This is a genomic window from Spiroplasma sp. hyd1, from assembly GCF_016082235.1.
Taxonomy (GTDB): domain Bacteria; phylum Bacillota_I; class Bacilli_A; order Mycoplasmatales; family Mycoplasmataceae; genus Spiroplasma; species Spiroplasma poulsonii.
In genome coordinates this window covers 1-18,703 of sequence record NZ_JXYY01000021.1, presented here as the reverse complement: position 1 = coordinate 18,703, position 18,703 = coordinate 1, and the positions used below count along the sequence as shown (strand labels likewise).

The following is an 18,703-nucleotide window of genomic DNA, read 5'->3' as shown; positions in this document are numbered from 1 at the left end:
AAAAAGGGTATCGCAAGAAGTCTATTGTAAATGCAAGCAAGATAAAATACATATAATGGGAAAAAGAATTAAAGATGCTAAGACAATTAAATGATGATTAAACTAAATTAAGTTTTTCAAGGTTAAATTAAAATATTGTTCTAAAAAAAATAATTTTTTGTATGTTTTATCAAATAATTTGCAAATTATTTGATAAAACATATTTATTGAATTCTTTTTATATATATTTTTTTCTTTTTGTTAGAATTAAAAACATAGAATTATAGAACAATCTAATTATTGATTTTTTATAATTTTTGTTTTAAATACATTATATTGAAAAATATTTCACACGTACTATATAAATTATTTAGAAAGGAAAATAACATATATGAAAAAACTATTAAATATTTTAAGTGTAGTAACTTTAACTGGTGTAGGGACAAGCGGTGTTACCGCTTGTAAAGATAATGTTATTGATAAGAAGGATAAAAATAACGAAGAAAATAAAAATGAGGAAGAAAAGGCAGTAAAAAATTTTAATGATATTTCTTTAGCTCAAGATGAAATTGATGAAGGTTTCTGACAATACATTGCTCATCAGGTGAAAGATATTTTTAATTATGAGGAAAATGAATATTATGATATTGCAAGAAATTATATCCAACAAACACTTAACCTTAATGGGATAATGGATTCTTTATATGCCATCGGAACGCAGAAAGTAATAGAGGACCTAGATTCAGCGGGGGAATAAATTAATGGTCTTCTTCCTGGCGATAGTTATCTAAACAATGAATTAATTACGGCAAAAGCGTTTTATGTTGTTTTTGAATCATTTGAGTTATCGGGGCAATTTAAAATGTTAGTTCAAATATATGGTTAGAAATACTAATTTAAGCAAAGTAAAAAAACAAACTATTTTTTAAATAGTTTGTTTTTTATCATATAATTTAATTAATATAGCAAATGCAACTAAAACTTGCATTTGTTTTTTTGATGATGTTAAAATTGTTTGTTTTAGAATAATTAATTTGATATAAATTTGCAGAAAATTTCCAAATTTAATATAAATTACAAAATGTGCAAAGAAAATTGTAAAGTTTTATCAAAAAAATAGAATGAAGTTATAACATATTAGAAATATGTTAAGTTGATTTAATGTTTTAGTTTAATTGGTAAAAAGGTGTTTTTAACACAAAAATTTTTAAATAAATAAGAGACTTGTAATTCAAATAATGAACTAATGAAAATACAATAATTAGCAGGGAGGGGTAAAATGAATAATGTTTTATCTTTAAATACAGGAGATTATATTTTAAATTTTTTTAAAGAATTTATTGGAACTTCGGCAATCTTAATTGGATTATTTGCGCTTATTGGTTGTTTATTACAACGAAAGAAATTTACAGAAACTATTTCAGCAACAATTAAAACAATAATTGGATTTTTAATTATCGGTGGTGGTGCTGGTATTTTAGCAGGAGCAGTTGGTAAACTAGGGAACGCTTTTAATTTATTATTTAGTATTAATGGAATTATTGCTAATAATGATGTTATTCCAGGGTTATTCTTAAATGTCTTACCAAGAATTGTTTTAGCGGAATCATTAATTATGATTTGTGCAATGCTGTTAAATATCTTATTAGCTCGCATTACATTACATAAATATATTTATTTAACAGGTCATGTTTTATTTTATTTATCAGTAATGTTTGCTAGTGCTTTAAATTTAGCTGGATTAAATTTACAAGAAGATTTACCAATTATTGTTATTACGGGGTCATTATTTGTTTCATTATGAATGATTATTTCACCAGCGTTTTTAAATAAACATGTTATCAAAATTACAAAATCAAATACATTAGCAGTTGGTCATACTGGTTCATTGTCATATTTGTTTTCAGCATGAGTTGGTATTTTAATTGCAAAAATAAGTAAAAAACCACTTAAATCAACAGAGGAAATTAATTTTCCAAAAGGACTAAGTTTTCTACGCAATACTAATATTGCAATTGCAATGTTCTTTTTATATTTAATTATTTACTTTACGGCCTGAGGGGTTAAAGGTTATGATGCTTTAGTTAACGCCAATGTTATTGCTAATAACCAAGATGTTTTTGTGCAAGGGTTATTACAATCATTTTTGTTTGCTGCTGGGGGTTGAAGTGTTACTAATTGGAGTTAGAATGTTTATTGCTGAAATTGTTCCTTCGTTTAAAGGAATTTCTCAGAAGTTAGTCCCTAATGCCAAAGCGGCCTTGGATTGTCCAACAATGTTTCCTTATGCGCAAAATGCTGTTTTAATTGGTTTTATTGCGTCATTTATTGGTGGAATTTTTGGAATGGCAATTACAATTGGGATTGTCCATAGTATTGGTCTTCAAGATTCAAGGATTATTGGATGAGCAATTGTAATCCCCCAAGTATTGTTCCGCATTTTTTTGTTGGCGCAACAGCCGGGGTTTTTGGTAATGCACATGGTGGAATTTTAGGAGCTATCTTTGGTCCATTTATTAATGGGATTTTAATGAGTTTCATTCCATTTTTATTCTTTGGGTTAAGATATATGCAAACATTACCTAATGTTGATGGTAGTTTAAATGTCTTAACGTAAGGAGATAGTGATTTCTTATTGGAATTACCAATTGCTGCGTTAGGGCAACTAGTTGGGCGAAAAACGAGTTTATGATTATTACCATTAATTGCTATTATGCTTTAAATGTTATTTCCAATTATTAATTTAGTTACTTTTTTATCTCGTAAAAAAATGGTAATAAAAATTTAACTTCAATAACAACAAACAAAAAAGTTTCAGCAAACAATTCAGAAAGTTTATTATCGATAAATAAAACAGTTAACTTACAGCAACGCAATAAACTTGTTGCTGTTTGTGGGTAAGGTTTAGGATCGTTCCTGATAATTGAAATGAATATTAAAAATGTTATTGAAGAATTAAAATTAGAAAATATCGAAGTTAGTCACACGAATATTAATGCGTTTGATCCAAATGATCAGAACATTCTGGCTGTTATTTGTGGTTCGGATTTAGTTAATTCGATTTCTTATCAAGATAAAATTGTTTTAGATAATTTATTAGATGATAATGAATTAAAAACTAAGTTAATTGAATTTTTAAAAGCTTATGAATAAGAAGTTTTTATTAACCCCATCAATTTATTGTGCCGATACCACTAATTTTTATACAGAAATTAAAAAATTACAAACAATAGGTATTAATTGAATTCATTTTGATGTTATGGATGGTGTTTTTGTTCAAAACTATGGTTTAGGTCCAAAACAACTTAATGATATTAAAAAACATTATCCAAATTTAACAATTGATGTTCATATAATGGGGATTAATTTATTCAACAAACTCCCATTATTTGTTCAAGCTGATTATATTACTTTTCATTGAGCAAGTGTTAAAGATTACCAAGAAGCTAATGAATTAATTACAATAATTAAACAACAACACTGCAAAGTGGGGATTGCGTTAGATTTACTAAATGATATTTTTGAAATTAGTGATCTTTTGTCAAGAATTGATTTAATTACCATTATGGCAATTAAACCGGGCTTTGTTGGTCAAAGTTTTGAACCAATCGTATGACAAAAAATTAAGAAGATTAAAATCCTAAAACAGTAGCAGCCACATTTATTATTTCAAATCGATGGGGGAGTACGCTGAAATAATATTCAGCAATTAATTACAAATGCGGTTGATTTAATTGTTGTTGGGTCTTTATTATTTGGAGAACAAGAATATCAAAATGTTATTGATAAAATTAATAAATTAAAAATTTTGTAAAATAGGATTAACATTAATCCTATTTTTTTAAAATAATATTAAATTCACTAACAGTTGTAAAGTAATAATATTTTCGTAAATTATTATATCAAAAGACAAACCTTATTAATCTATTTGTTATGGAAATAAAATTATTTTATTATTTTAAAACTAATAATATTTGTTTTGCAATTTAATTAAGAAAAAGAAAGGAAATAAAAAATGCGCAAAATATTAGTAATATTAGGAACTCTTGCAATGTCAGGTTCTACAATTTTACCTAGCATTGTTACTAATCTTACTTTAAAACAAAATAAATTAGCAATAAATCAATTAGCAATAAATAAAAATCCATCATCAGAAATACCTTCATTGCTTGGCAAAGTCAAATATTTGTCAGATTTGAAAATAAGACTAAATTTTGATCGTGAAAATATTCTATATTTTAAGGATCGCCTTGGGAATGTTTTCTATGAAGAAGGGAATAGTATTTATAACTTGAAACGTGATTGATTATCTTGACCAAAAAAACTTGATCAAATTAGATCAAAAGTAAACATAATAAAAGCAGATAGTGACGACAATGTTTACTTTGGAACAGAAAATGGGATATATAAACTAAGTGCTATTTTTAAAACAATAACTAAAATTAAAGAAATAACGCAATCGGTTAAGTCCCTTGCATTTGATAAAAGTGATAACATTTATATTGGAACAGAACAAAATGTGTATTATTTTAATCAAATAACAAAAACAATGACAAATCTTTTTGAAGGTTGAGTTGATACGATATCAGTTGATAAAAATGATAATTTGTATATTGCTGCTAAAAACGGCGTTTATAAATTAGCCGCTAGAGCAATGAATATTGTGGAATTGCCATATCCTAGTTATTATAACGAAAATGAATTATCATTAAATTTTTCTAATAATAAGGCTTTTAATGAAAATTGAACTTCGGAATATTCAAGATTACTTAATTATCCTGCTGGTATATATCAGTCTTATAAAAATAAAAAAATAACATTAAAAGTATTATATACTTTTAATCTTGGAACAATTAATCCATTAAATTATGAAAAACTTGAATTTATAGGAAATAATTCTGAATTTTATTCAAAAATAAGTTGAGGGAATGATCCATTTAAGGGGAAAAATCCAAATGAATTTAATGGTTCATTATTAAAAGAAAAAATTTTAAATAAAAATTTATCTTCTAATAATTTTATTGTTTTGAACAATAACAATTTAAAAAAATGTTTTGAAATTCAAAATTTTAATCTTAATTATACATTATGAGGAAATAAAATTTGAGGAAAACAATTTATTATTTTAAGTTATTATTTTGAAAATGGGAATTATTATTTGCAATTTTCAGTTGGATATAATGTCTTAACAAAAGGAATGTACCGTGGCGGCGGTGGAATCTGAATGGGCTTTGGCCATGGCCTTAGATTATATAATGATTAAAAAGGAGGAAAGATAGAAACAATTATTGAATGTTATTACATAATATGAATTTAATAAAGTTAATATTGCTTTTTGTCGAAGGACTTGAAATTTCACAAGAAAATTCAGGATAATTTTACGATAGAATATTTAATTTAATAAATATTATAACTTAAAAGTATAAGAATTATAAATTAATTCTTATACTTTTAATATTGCAAAATCTGGATTTGGAATAAGTTTATAGGTCCCCAAACTTTTATGCTAACTTTGCTTTTAATTAATTTACTTTTTTAAAAAAATAGGTATAATTTTAATTGAAAGAAATTATTGATAAAAATAATTGCTCAGAGAAATAGTGGTCGGTGGAAACTATTACCCTTTTAAACAGTGTTGACAACTTCATTATAAAAATTTAATAGATTTTGACAAAATAAAGCGCATTAACTAAAAGATAATGAAATAGGATGGCACCGCGATTTTTCGTTCCTAAGAAATCTTTTAGTTTTTTATTTAGAGAGGAAAGAAAGTTATGAATATTCAAAAACCACGGGGAACCGAAGACATCTATTATGAAAAAGCTAGTGAATTAAGTGCATTAGAATTAATTTTACGAGATATTGTGATGCAGTATAATTACCATGAAATTAGAACACCAATCTTTGAAGCAAAGGATTTATTTGTTCGTGCTGTTGGCAATGAAACTGATATTGTGACTAAAGAAATGTTTGAATTATTAGATAAAAAAGAACGTGAATTTGTGTTGCGCCCAGAAGCAACCGTGCCTGTGATTCGTAGTATTTTAGAAGATAAATTATATGGGAAATATGAATTACCATTAAAATTGTTTTATCTTGGGAGTATGTTTCGTTATGAACGACCACAACATGGGCGATTACGACAATTTAATCAGTTTGGTGTTGAAGTTGTTGGGGTAAAAAATTACTTATTAGATGTTGAAGTAATCTTACTTGGTTATAATCTTTTAAAAGCGCTTGGTTTATCAAATCTTACTTTAAAATTAAATTACTTAGCAGTTGGGGCAGAACGGACAAAATACATTGCAGTTTTAAAAACGTTTTTAAAAACACAAGATTTATGTGCTGATTGTGCTATTCGGGTGAAAAAAAATCCATTGCGAGTATTAGATTGTAAAATTGATAATAAAAAATTTGATCAAGCTCCCAAAATTTATGATTATTTAACAGAAAGTGATCAAACCGAATTTAATAATTTACAAAATATTTTAACAAAATTAGCAATTCCATTTGTATTAGATCATAAATTAGTCCGCGGGTTAGATTATTATACGTCACTTGTCTTTGAAGTTGTTGTTGATAAACAAGAACGAGAATTAACGTTATTAGGCGGGGGGCGATATGACCAATTAGTAAATAGTTTTGAACCTAGTTTAGATTATCCAGCAGTTGGTTTTGCGCTAGGATTAGAACGATTATTATTAACGTTAACAGAAAATGAAATTAAGTTAGCAGATGAACCTTATTTAGATGTTTATTTAATTTGTTTATCTGATCATGCCCGTTATTTTGCATCATCATTGTTATTACTATTACGCGGAAGTGGTTTTCGTGCTGATTGTGATTATTTATCACGTAGTGTTAAAGCACAGTTTAAATCATTAGAACGGTTAAAAGCAAAGAATGCAATTATTATTGGTGATGAAGAATTGAAAAAGAATGTTGTTAAAATTAAAAACCAAACAACTGGTAAAGAGCAAGAAGTTAAGTTTGAAAAAATTATTACATTTTTAAGTAAGGAGAATAAATAATGAAGAGAACACACACCTGTGGGGAATTAACATTAAAGAATGTTCAAACAAAAGTTGTTTTAGAAGGATGAGTGGCAAAAAATCGCCGTATGGGAGGCATTATTTTTTTAGATTTACGTGATTGGGAAGGTATTACTCAAATTGTGGTTGAACCGAAACATCCTCAGTATGAGATGATAAACAGTATTCGTAATGAATTTGTTATTCGTGTTGAAGGAGTTGTTGTTGAACGAAAAAATAAGAACTCAGAGTTAAAAACAGGTGAAATTGAAATTAGTGTAACAACAGTAACAATTTTATCAAAAGCACAAACGACCCCTTTAATTATTAATGATGTTACTGATGCTTTAGAAGATGTCCGAATGAAATATCGTTACTTAGATTTACGCCGCCCAGTAATGCAACAAAAAATTATGTTACGAAATCATTTAATCAATATAATTCGCCAGTTTTTACAAGAACAAAAATTTATTGATATTGAAACACCAATTTTAAATAAATCAACCCCAGAAGGAGCGCGTGATTTTTTAGTGCCATCACGACAAAGTTTACATAATTTTTATGCCTTACCACAATCACCACAGTTATTTAAACAATTGTTAATGTTAGCTGGCTTTGATAAGTACTTTCAAATTGCAAAATGCTTTCGTGATGAAGATTTACGAAGTGATCGCCAACCAGAATTTACCCAATTAGATTTGGAAATGAGTTTTGTTGAACGAGAAGATATTTTTGTGTTAGTTGAAGCATTATTTAAAGTTGTGATGGCTGAAGTAATGAACGTTAAAATTAAAACGCCATTTATGCAAATGAATTATGATGATGTAATTGAAAAATATGGAACAGATAAACCAGATATGCGTTATGATTTACAATTGTTTGATGCAACAACTATTTTTGCTCAAACAACTTTTAGTATTTTTGCTAATGCCTTACAAAATAATCTTAGTTTAAAAGGGATTTTTATTCCACATTTAGTAACAAAAAAACAAGTAGAAGAATTAACTCGCATTGCGCAACAGAATAAAGCAAAAGGATTAGCATGAGTTAAACAAGAAAATAATGTATGAGAAGGGTCAATTGCAAAATTTATTAGTGATGCTGAAAAAACAGCATTATTAAAAATTAGTAATAATCAAACGGGAACGTTCTTTTTTGTTAGTGATGAAAAGAGTGTTACTTGCCAAGCATTAGGAGCGGTTCGGGTTGAATTGGCAAAGATGTTTGCTTTAATTCCACCGAATGAATATCATTTCTTATGAATTGTTAATTGGCCATTGTATGAATGATCGGATGAAACAAATCGTTATGAAGCAGCTCATCACCCTTTTACAGCACCAACAACAGAATATTTAAATAATTTTGAACAAAATTTAGCAACTGCCCGTGCTAATGCTTATGATTTAGTCTTAAATGGTTATGAAATTGGTGGGGGAAGTATTCGAATTCATCAAAGTGAGATTCAACAAAAAATGTTTCAATCATTACAATTAAGTGCTAAAGAAATTGAAAGTAAATTTGGATGATTCTTAAATGCTTTTAATTATGGCATACCACCACATGGGGGGATTGCCTTTGGTCTTGATCGATTAGCAATGATTTTAACAAATAGTGATTCAATTCGTGATGTAATTGCTTTTCCGAAGAATGCTTCGGGAAGTGATCCAATGACAGAAGCACCAAGTTCAGTTGATTCAAAACAATTAGATGAATTAGGAATTAAGTTAAAATAGAAAGATTTAAAATAAAGAAGGAATTAAAATGTCAACGTATGAGGAAATGTTGTTAATAACAAATAACAGCATATATCAGTTTGCACCAAATGTGATAGCTAAACTTGGTAATTTAACAAAGAATAGTTATCGTAAAAAAATTAAGTTTAAAAAAGAACTTTATTTTTTTGAGTATTTTGACCAAAAGATTATTTTTTATAAAATGAATGACTTAACAATAACAAAAATTAAGCAAATTTCATTGCCACAAGCATTAATAATAAAGTGTGTTAATTTTTCACAATCAACAACAGAAGAACTTTTGGTATATTATTTGTATCAAAAAAAAGACCAAGTAGGAATTTATTTAGCTTATTATAATTTATCGACAAATCAACAAACCGTTATTTTTGATGAGAAATTACAACTTAATGAAATTTTTGCTAGTTGCTCATTATTTGAAAGTGAATATTTAGTGGTTACTTTTCCAGAAGATAATACTAAAAAATTAATTCGGTTCCATAATTACCAATGAGATATTATTGCTTCGTTTCGAGATGATGAAACTAAAAATGTGCTAATGATGGTTATTAATAACTATTTATATATTGCAATTGATTTGGTTTTATATCGGATGACAAACTCTTTAAAACCAACATTAGTTGTTGAAACGCTTTTTGAAAAGCAGAGCATTATCGGTTTAACGGCTAGTTCGACATGGGATAATAACCGTTATTTTTATTTACTTTTAAATGATGGTAGTTTATATCGTAATAATATTTTAACTAATGATTTAACATTAATAACAAAGCTTACTATTAATAATAATGTTGTTTTAACTGTTCAGTTAATTACCTTTTGGAAGAGCAATCTTCTTATTGCTGGCCAACAAACACAAGGTGATTTAAAAACTGATATTTTATTTTTTATTACACAAAATAAAAATATTACTATTCAAAAATTAGAAACTAACCTTAATATTACCGAAATATGAGGATAATGTTCTATTTTTTTGTCTTTTGAGATGAAATATGAAGATAATATTTAACTAATATCTTAAAATATGTTAAAATATTATAGGAATTATAGGGTAATTAATAGAATATAAAAGGAGGAGTTTCAAATGCCGTGATGAGCAGGACTTATTATAGGAATTGGTTGTTTAGTTATTGGTGGGGTATTAGGATTTTTAATTACAAAAAAAATTGTACAAAAACAATTACGTGATAATCCTCCAATTACTGAAAAACAAATTCGGGCAATGTATATGCAAATGGGAAGAAAACCTTCTGAAGCAGACATTAAAAAAGTAATGAATTCAATGAAACGAGCTAAATAATTTTGTTGAAGAACTTTATTAATTTTTTGCAAATGTAATCTTAAACATCAATTAATAAAACAAATCTTTGTAATAAGAGATTATAAATTTTATTAATTGATGTTTTTTAATTTTGCAAAAGTTATTGTAAAAATTATTTTCATAATAAAAGATATATAATAGTTGTAATAGTTGATGGTTAGGGATTAAACAAAACAACAGGAGAGAAAGAAATAGTTATGAAAAAAATTTTAAGTTTAGTAAGTGTATTAATAATTAGTGAGACAAGTATGCCAACGTTTATTACCGTTAGCAAATATGAAAAACAAAATAATGGTACTAATACAAAAAATTATACTATTAATGGTAATGATGAACGTATTAAAACTGATGAAGAGGATAATTTTAGTTATTTTGAGCTTTTGTTAAAACCAGAAACTTTTGAAAATTTAGCACACATTTATTATTCAAATAAGAACGATAAACGGTTATTTAGTAACGCTTTTCTAGAATTTGCTAAAAAAAATATAACCGGAATATATGGGAATTCGCCTGACTATGCTCTTGGGGAAGCTATATGAGATCATTGAAATGAAATTATTGAGGTATATAAGAACAGTTCTAAAGACAAAAGAATAAAAATTAATTATAGATTATATACTTCTGTGATTTCTATGAATATTGATCATTTTAATGCTTCCATTGCCCCTAATGACACAATATTATATCCAAATTCATATGTTAAAAAATTAAATGATGATTTTAAAAGTGATTTAATAAAGTGAGAAAAAGTTGGTCTAGGAATCATTGAAGATAACAATAATAATTATATTTTTGATAGAATTAAAGTTCAATATCCTAATTTAAATATTAATGATATTGAAATTATAAAAAAAGAAAAACTTTTGAGTTTTAGTGAAGGTTTTTTATTAAAATTAAAAATAAAAGATAATTCTAAAATTTATTCAATAGGAAATATAAAAAATGATTTTATTTTTAATACTAAAGTTAATTTGAAAAAAATCAATGATATTCTTGTTAATGATCCAAAAGTACAATTATGATTATATAATTTAAAAGATTGAAAAAAAAGAATAAAACGTGAAATTATAGAAGATGTTCCTAAACTTTCTGAGGCTCAAAAGAATATATGAAGAGATAACGTTGCAGAACAAATGAAAAGCTATATTAGAGATTGAGGCTATATTTTAAATCTAATAGAAATTGATTTAAAAATAGAAAAATTAAATAATTCAATAAATAATTTAAAAAAAGATATTGACAATCTTAAACGAGAAATTAATAGAATAAATAAAAAGATTGATTCAATTTTAAACCCTTCTGATAAATACTGTAGTACTACAACAAAAGTTGCTAGTCAAATAACTAAATATATTCCTCATTTTGGGGAAATTTTAAGTGAAGTATTTGGAGTAATGTCTGTTTTGTGTCAAGTTTAAAAAGATTTAGTTTACTTAGGTTTATCGTTTACAATTTGTTATACAGAGTAATAAGTGTAGTTTGATATTAAATAAAATAAATGTTTAGTATAAATGAATTTTTTAAAAAGACTGATTAGAACTCAGTCTTTTTAAATGATAAAAATAGTTTTAATTATGGGGTATTTTTTTCAAGTTAAAATTGTAGTATAATATATAAGTAAAAACATATGGGGGTTTTAATAATGGGGGATATGAAAAAAGTCATTGATTATTGAGATGATTATGATCCAAATGAATTTGATCCAGCAAAACGTCCAACTTCAATTGTTAAAACAAATGCTGATGAAATTCGTTTGGAACGAAACATTGTTAACAATGTTGAGACCACGGATGACTATGAAACATTTTCATATTATAATAATAAATTTAATGTTAATCAAAACCAGGATGATGAGGTTTTTAATGAAAGTAATAGTTATGATGAATTAGCAACCGATGAGGAACTTGAAAGTTTATCAAATCGATCAGAAAAAATAGTTGAAATTGATCAATCAGAAGAACTAAATGATTTAGATGAATTAAATTTAAATAATGAAAACCGTTTTGTCCCTCTTGACGAAAACGATACCCTTGAACCAGTTTTAAATGTTAACCAAATTTATGATCGTTGACAAAAATCAAAAACTAATTTGGTTACACGAAAATTAGATGTTCTTCGTAATCGAGTACAAGAGCCGCGTGTTGAAGGCCGTCGAAAATATAGTTTTCTTGTTCCTGAGACATTAGAAGAATTACTTAATAAACCAGCAAAAGTTGTGTTGGATGCAACACCTCGTGCTGGTGGGGATGAAATTTATTCGGAAAAAAAATACTTTAATAATGCTGATTTATTGTTAAAAGTGCAAGGAGAAGATGCTGTTAAACCAAAATGTAATGATTTAGGAACTAATCCAAATCATGAAAATTTAACTTTTACAGAAGAAAATATCACAACTATTCTTGATGAAAATGCAATAAATCATAATCCTGCGTTGAGTGATATCTTAAAGAATGCAAAGAAAAACATTGCAATTAGTAAAGAAGAAGCAATTTTTATTGATGAAAATGATGTTTTAGACCCTGACCATTTAAGTTATGAACAACGATTACGATTATTAAAATTAGCAGCTGATCCAAATAATGAGGAACGAAAAAAACTGTTACAAATGAAGCTAAACAATGGTAGTTTAAGTTCATTATCAGAAATTGTTAAAAAGCAACTACAAAGAATTAATGCAGGTGAAATTGAATTAACCGAAGAAAAAAACCAAAAGTAAAGCTGATGGGCAAAATAACCTTTGATCGCCTAGACAAATCAGTTTTTATTTTATGAAAAAAACTAATTTTTATTAATAGACTCTATTAATGTTGTTATTTTCAAGTTATAATAGGATAAATGAGTACAAGCAAAGGATGATTGAAATGATGTTAGGAAATAGTGAAATTGCCTTTATTTTAATTGGATTTTTTGTTGCAATTAATATTATTGTGTTAATTTTTTTAATTGTTTCTTATCGAAATATTTTAGTACCAATTCCAAATTTAAATAATACTCCTAGTCAAACAATGACATCTTTAGAAGTAATTGATCGTTATTTAACCAAAAAGAAAATTAGTGGGTTAAAAGTAGTACGAAAACCACATCAAGTGTTAATTACTAATTCTTATAAAAAGAAAACGTTTTATATTAATGATTTACAATTATTTAATCAGTCTTATTTTTTATCAGGGATAGGGTTAGATTATGTTTTAGGACGTACTTTTTTTGCTACACAGTTACACTTAAAAAATCGTCATATACGAACAATGAATTTTTTATTATATGTGGCACCGCCATTATTATTGTTTTTATTTTTCATATTATCAATTCTTATTATTATTTTTTATGTTTTAATAAAAGTGGATCCAAGTTTACTAGATTTTAATTTTTTTTATTTCATTGAACATTATGGCATTTTAAATTTAATCTTAATTTTTATTATTGCAGCTTATTTAATTTTATTAGGTTTTAATGGCCATTTTAAACAAAACTTAGAAAATTTGTATGAAACAGAAATGCGTCCATTTGTTAAGAAAGAATTTCCCGAATTATATGATGATTGAATTATTGCTCGTAGTTATGCTCGTGGAATTCAATTTACCTATTTATTTGGTTATAATTTTATTTTTAAACAGATTTATAAATATACTGGTCCATTTGGTTTATAAGAAGAGGGTAGGGGAGTTTTGTTATGAAAGTTATTTTTCATATTGATATGAATAGTTTTTTTGCTAGTTGTCACCAAGCATTAGATCCCCAGCGGGAATTAAAACCATTAGTGGTATCTTCACCCTCACGAAGAGCGATTGTGACAACAGCAAATTATGCGGCACGAAAATTAGGAATTAATAGTCCAATGCCCCTTTATAAGGCAAAAGAAATTTATCCTAATTTAGAAATTGTTAATCATGATTTTGGGTTATATGTTGAATTTGCCCAAAAATTATTTGATTTTATTAGTTCGCATTATACTAATCAAATTGAAGTTGCTTCAATTGATGAATGTTATATTGATGTAACAGATATTTATTTAAAATATGGTTCAGCAATGCAATTAGCAGTTGACATGCAACAAAATGTTTTTCAACAGTTAGGGTTACCAAATAGTATTGGTATCTCATATAATAAATCTTTAGCAAAAATTGCTAGTGATTTAAAAAAACCAATGGGAATTACGTTAATTCGTCCAGAAGATGTTCCAAATCTTGTTCATCCGTTACCGGTTAATAAACTATTTGGAATTGGTCAACAAACAACAAAACGGTTAAATGCGCTTGGAATTATGACAATTAAAGATTTAGCAGAGTTTCCTGATTTTGCCTTATTAGAGACAATCTTGGGTAAACCGGCAAGTAGGTTTGTAGAACGAGCAAAGGGTGGGGGAAGTGATGAATTATTATTGGAGCATAATCAGTTAAAACAAATTGGCAATGAAACAACGGTAGAATATGATTTGGTTAACTTTGAAGAAATTAAAAATAAAATTTATTTATTAGCAAAGCATGTAAGTCAACGTGCACAAAAAAGAACAATGGTTGGTAATGTTGTTTATGTTACTTTAAAAAATAGTAATCGAAAACGTTTTACCAAGCAGCAAAGAATCCAAAACTATACTAATCTGCTAGATGAGATTTATTCAACTGCCTATTAGATTGTTTGACCAATTTTGAACAGGTGAACCAATTCGATTAATTGGGGTTGGGTTACGAGGAATTATTAGTAAATATGATATTAAAGAGCAAATTTCTCTTGATGCATTACCCAACTTGCAAGTTGAAAGTTCAACAGTTAAGTTAATTAAAGAAATTAATAAAAAATATCGCAAAGATATTTTATTAACTGGTCAAAAAAAAGCATTTTATATCATTTTCCATATTTAAATGATCAAATTATTATTGGGAAGTTTTGTTCAATTGCTAAAAATGTTAAATTTCTAATGAATGGTGCTAATCATAATTACCAGAATTTTTTAAGTTATCCATTAGCATTTTTAACTGACAAAATTTAATTACAACGCTTCGGGAAAATACCCCACAAAAAGGAAATACAGTTATTGGTCATGATGTTTGAATTGGCTATAATGCCATTATTTTACCTGGTGTTAACATTGGCACTGGTGCTGTAATTGGGGCTGGTAGCGTTGTAACAAAAAATATCCCCCCTTATGCTATTGATCCAGCCAAGGTAATTAAATATTGCTTTACAGAACAAATCTTAACAGAAATAATGAAATCAGAAAAATAAAAGTTATAAAAAAGAAAAAGATAATAAAAAGAAAAGGGGAGTACAGTAATTTAATCTGTTAAGAACCCCTTTTCTTTTTATTATCTTTTTCTTTTGCCATTGCCTTAATAACTGCTTTTTCAATTAAATCTTCAATTTCATCAGTTGTTAAGACAACAGTTTTATTATTTGTTTTATTGGTGGAATTAGCATTAGTAGTTTTTGGTTTCGGTTTTTTGGTAGTAGAAATAGTTTTCTTAGAACCATTTTTAGTTGTTTTTGTCCTATTGGTTGCTGTTTTTGTTTTCGATGTGCCTGAGACGACTTTTTTTTCTTGTTCTTCTTGCATTACTTCATTCAATTGTTTTAAATCAATATCATCAAAATTAATTGCTGCTGCTGTTAATTTTTCTTTTTCTGGACTTTTAATCCGTTCAATTCCACGATTAACACGATAAGCATGGTCAATTATTTCTTGTAAACCAGATCCTTGTTGATTGGGAGTAGGGGAAGTGGATTCAGAATTTGTTGTACTTTGTGTCCCATTAACAGAAACACGTAAACGTGCCATTTTAGCTTTAATGTCGTTTTCATCAATACCAACACTTCTCCCCTCTTCACTTTCAATGCCCAGTTTATTTTTAATAGTACTATTATTTTTTTTCGCATTTTCTAAAATATATTGAATTGTGCCTTTTTCCGCCTGTTGTGTTTTTTCTGACTCAGTGGTAGTTGTTGGATTTAGCATTCGAGCCATCTTTGCTTTAATTTTTGTTTCATTTGCACTTGAAATAGCTTTATTACTGTTTTCTGGACATTCATGAATTTTCATGTGAATTGGACAAAATGTTGGTACTCCCATTGTAAACTCCCCTATTCTCTTTATTGTTATCATTATTATAACTTAAAACAGTACCATTTAAAATAGTGTATAGTGTAAAAATAAACAATAAAATTATTTAATAAAATCACATATAAAAACTAGTGTGCCACAGCTAAGATATATGATCAATTATAATAAATATTAAAATCCTTTAACCATAACACGGAAAAAGTTTAAAATCTTAATAATTACAAAAATACCAAATGGAATTAAAATAATTCATGCATCACCTAAAAANGTCATTAATTGTGGTAATACAGCATAAATTGCTTCTTTAACTTTCATCATTGCTTGNCCTAAACCACTTCAAATAGAACCCATTCCATCTGAAATAGTAGGCAAAATCAAATATTGCTTTGTTTGCATAATTCCAACCTCCTATAATTAACTTAAAAAAGTTAACTAAATTAATAGTTAACTTTTTATCGGTTGGCATTTGCAATTTACATAGGAAAGGATTTTGTTAATATTGCGTAAACGTGTATAATAACTTAAAAATGGGAGAACTTTTAAAATGAAAAATAACAAAATCGATTGAACTAAACCTGATCAAGAAGTCGTAACATTTATTAACAACAACACCAAAAGCATATACCCTTTTAGATGACAAAAAGTGATATATTAGCAAGGCTCGAGTACTATTTCCAGATGAAACATTTGTGATGGTTATGAAAATCTTTTTTCCGGGAGAAGTTATTAATAGTGATGAAGAAGGCATTTATGTTCAAACGGGAACTGGGATGATTAAAATTTTAGTTTTACAACCACCAGGTCAAGAAATGGCACCAGCAGGTACGTTTTATTTGACAGACCAAGGATTAAGATTAGGAAAATGATTTGATTGCACTAGTTTTGAAAAAAAATAATATGTTATATAAAATAAGAAATTAAAAATTAGTTTTAAAATATCAATCTTATGGTAAAATGTATTCACTAAATCAAACTAGATTTAGGTTATTTTTATGATATGTTAATAAATTTTAAAAAATATTAATTATATCAAAGATTAATAACCTGTATTAATGAAAATATTAAAAATTTAAAAAATAGTAAAATCAATTTTGAAAAAAATAAATTAGAAAAACCAAATCGAATAAAAAGACAAATAACCCCACTACCATTATATTGACATTCAAATCCAGGCCCTTCTCGAATTAATATTTCAAATGTAATTGCTAGTGTTAATTTAGGAATATTATCAAATAATGATCAAGCAACTATTTTAGAACGAATTTCAGAACAAAACCCTAACCTAGATACAACACAAATTCAAATTAATTTTACTAGATTTAATGAAGATGGTACGCAATTATGAACAATTAGCGTTAGAGAAAATAGTCAAATGTATTTTGGAGAACAAAATGTCCGTTTTTCTATTAGCTCTAATTTATGTGATTTTTTATCACAGCAAGATTTGACTAATATTTTGTTAATTCCTTTATGTACGGTTATTAAAAATACTGATTTAGGAGTATTACCGAATGAGGATCAAACAACTATTTTAGCACGGTTGGCAAACTTAAATCCCAACCTAGATATAACACAAGTAGTTGCTCATTTCATAAGAATTGATGATAATGAAACTTTTATTTGAATAATTGCCCCCTCTGAAAATTCTATTTATACATCAGTGATTCAAGTTTACTTTAGAATTAATCCTACCTTAATGATAAATCATATACAAATTCCAGAAATAAATATTAATGTAGAAAAACAGAAAAAATTAAATAAAATAAATTTTGAACCCTTATCTGAAAATGAAAAAAGAAGTTTTAAAGAAACATTACAACGGATTGGTACAGCAGCAATTAGGGCTGGCATCATTCTTGATAAAGCAAAAATAACGGCTAATGTAATGCCACCTGTAAATGCTAACCATGAACTTGGAGCAAAGGAAATTATTACTTCAAGTTTAATTTCTACTGCTGGGTTGGCTGCTGTTTCCAAAACAACAGGATTATCACCAATCAATGGTTTAAAAACAATTGCTAATTATTTTAGATATAATTTAGTTTCGCCGCCGCTTGAAACAACAGCAGAAACCGCCCAAACAGCGGAACTAGCACCGTTATTGTCATCAGGTGAAACAGCAATGCTAACCACTGCTGGAGAAGAAGCAATCATTGGCGCTGAAACAACAGTTAGTGCAACATTAGCTCCCGAAACATTAGGATTATCAGTTTTAATAGGATTAATCATTGTTGGTACTACCTCATTAATTTGATGATTAAATGATTCTAGTTCACAATTAATTAGAAATAACCACATAGTCAATATAATGAAATTGAGAAATATTATAAAGTTTTCCACGATCAATTAAAAATAGGAATTAATTTATCTAAATGAAAGAAAATAAGTCAAATTTATTATCAATATTATAATAATTATCAAAAATTTTCACATATGGTTAAAAAAGAAATTATTGATTTTTTTATAGAGAAGATCATAGTGGTTGGGGTGGAAGTATTAACGAAAATGATATTGATATTTTAATTAAAGCATTATTTAATAATTTTAATAGACTTCTTGCATTACT

At 27.0% G+C, this 18,703-nt stretch carries 16 protein-coding genes and 1 pseudogene; 15 read left to right on the top strand and 2 right to left on the bottom strand.

Annotated elements, in window-relative coordinates; genetic code table 4:
- The first annotated feature begins 370 nt into the window (after nt 1–370).
- The 13 genes and pseudogenes from TS70_RS03360 to TS70_RS07445 all read left to right on the top strand — a co-directional run bounded on the left by TS70_RS03360 (nt 371) and on the right by TS70_RS07445 (nt 14,941).
- Nucleotides 371–736 (top strand): lipoprotein, encoded by a 366-nt coding sequence (locus TS70_RS03360; protein WP_127092856.1) that lies wholly within the window; start codon nt 371–373, stop codon nt 734–736.
- Nucleotides 737–1,258: 522 nt separating this feature from the next.
- A pseudogene (locus TS70_RS08830) lies at nt 1,259–3,132 on the top strand (PTS sugar transporter subunit IIC).
- On the top strand, nt 3,125–3,631 hold the full coding sequence (locus TS70_RS03350) for a ribulose-phosphate 3-epimerase (protein ID WP_241460370.1): 507 nt from the start codon (nt 3,125–3,127) through the stop codon (nt 3,629–3,631). The pseudogene TS70_RS08830 and the gene TS70_RS03350 overlap by 8 nt, the downstream one beginning before the upstream one ends.
- Before the next feature lie 363 nt (nt 3,632–3,994).
- Nucleotides 3,995–5,242, top strand: a complete 1,248-nt coding sequence (locus TS70_RS03345) for a hypothetical protein (protein WP_198049403.1) — start codon at nt 3,995–3,997, stop codon at nt 5,240–5,242.
- A gap of 511 nt (nt 5,243–5,753) precedes the next feature.
- Nucleotides 5,754–7,010, top strand: coding sequence for a histidine--tRNA ligase (gene hisS, locus TS70_RS03340; RefSeq protein WP_040093504.1), 1,257 nt, complete (start codon nt 5,754–5,756; stop codon nt 7,008–7,010).
- Entirely contained in the window at nt 7,010–8,743 is a 1,734-nt protein-coding gene (gene aspS, locus TS70_RS03335; protein ID WP_198049402.1) for an aspartate--tRNA ligase, read from the top strand. The genes hisS and aspS overlap by 1 nt, the downstream gene beginning before the upstream one ends.
- A 28-nt stretch (nt 8,744–8,771) precedes the next feature.
- Nucleotides 8,772–9,722, top strand: a complete 951-nt coding sequence (locus TS70_RS03330; RefSeq protein ID WP_198049401.1) for a hypothetical protein — start codon at nt 8,772–8,774, stop codon at nt 9,720–9,722.
- A gap of 123 nt (nt 9,723–9,845) precedes the next feature.
- Nucleotides 9,846–10,061, top strand: a complete 216-nt coding sequence (locus tag TS70_RS07450; RefSeq protein ID WP_004028146.1) for a YneF family protein — start codon at nt 9,846–9,848, stop codon at nt 10,059–10,061.
- A gap of 218 nt (nt 10,062–10,279) precedes the next feature.
- Complete coding sequence (locus TS70_RS03320) at nt 10,280–11,500, top strand: hypothetical protein (protein WP_198049400.1); 1,221 nt, start codon at nt 10,280–10,282, stop codon at nt 11,498–11,500.
- Nucleotides 11,501–11,724: 224 nt separating this feature from the next.
- Nucleotides 11,725–12,798, top strand: a complete 1,074-nt coding sequence (locus TS70_RS03315; RefSeq protein ID WP_040093510.1) for a hypothetical protein — start codon at nt 11,725–11,727, stop codon at nt 12,796–12,798.
- Nucleotides 12,799–12,943: 145 nt separating this feature from the next.
- On the top strand, nt 12,944–13,729 hold the full coding sequence (locus TS70_RS03310) for a hypothetical protein (RefSeq protein WP_198049399.1): 786 nt from the start codon (nt 12,944–12,946) through the stop codon (nt 13,727–13,729).
- Between the two features lie 23 nt (nt 13,730–13,752).
- A complete protein-coding gene (gene dinB / locus TS70_RS03305) occupies nt 13,753–14,712 on the top strand; it encodes a DNA polymerase IV (RefSeq protein ID WP_232332401.1) in 960 nt (319 codons plus the stop codon).
- A complete protein-coding gene (locus tag TS70_RS07445; RefSeq protein WP_232332400.1) occupies nt 14,687–14,941 on the top strand; it encodes a hypothetical protein in 255 nt (84 codons plus the stop codon). Before dinB ends, TS70_RS07445 begins: the two co-directional genes overlap by 26 nt.
- A gap of 422 nt (nt 14,942–15,363) precedes the next feature.
- Here TS70_RS07445 and TS70_RS03295 read toward each other — a convergent pair whose 3' ends face one another.
- Together TS70_RS03295 and TS70_RS08465 are read right to left on the bottom strand one after the other, a co-directional pair.
- Nucleotides 15,364–16,146 carry a hypothetical protein gene (locus TS70_RS03295; protein WP_198049398.1) on the bottom strand — a complete coding sequence of 261 codons (783 nt, stop codon included), beginning with the start codon at nt 16,144–16,146 and terminating at the stop codon, nt 15,364–15,366.
- 162 nt (nt 16,147–16,308) lie between these two features.
- The gene (locus TS70_RS08465; RefSeq protein WP_198049397.1) at nt 16,309–16,533 is read right to left on the bottom strand and encodes a hypothetical protein; all 225 of its coding nucleotides are present in this window, start codon (nt 16,531–16,533) and stop codon (nt 16,309–16,311) included.
- A gap of 200 nt (nt 16,534–16,733) precedes the next feature.
- On the opposite strand from TS70_RS08465, the gene TS70_RS03285 reads away from it, so the two are divergent.
- Entirely contained in the window at nt 16,734–17,033 is a 300-nt protein-coding gene (locus tag TS70_RS03285) for a methionyl-tRNA formyltransferase (RefSeq protein ID WP_198049404.1), read from the top strand.
- Between the two features lie 476 nt (nt 17,034–17,509).
- Nucleotides 17,510–18,487 carry a hypothetical protein gene (locus TS70_RS03280; protein WP_127092866.1) on the top strand — a complete coding sequence of 326 codons (978 nt, stop codon included), beginning with the start codon at nt 17,510–17,512 and terminating at the stop codon, nt 18,485–18,487.
- Nucleotides 18,488–18,703 lie beyond the last annotated feature (216 nt).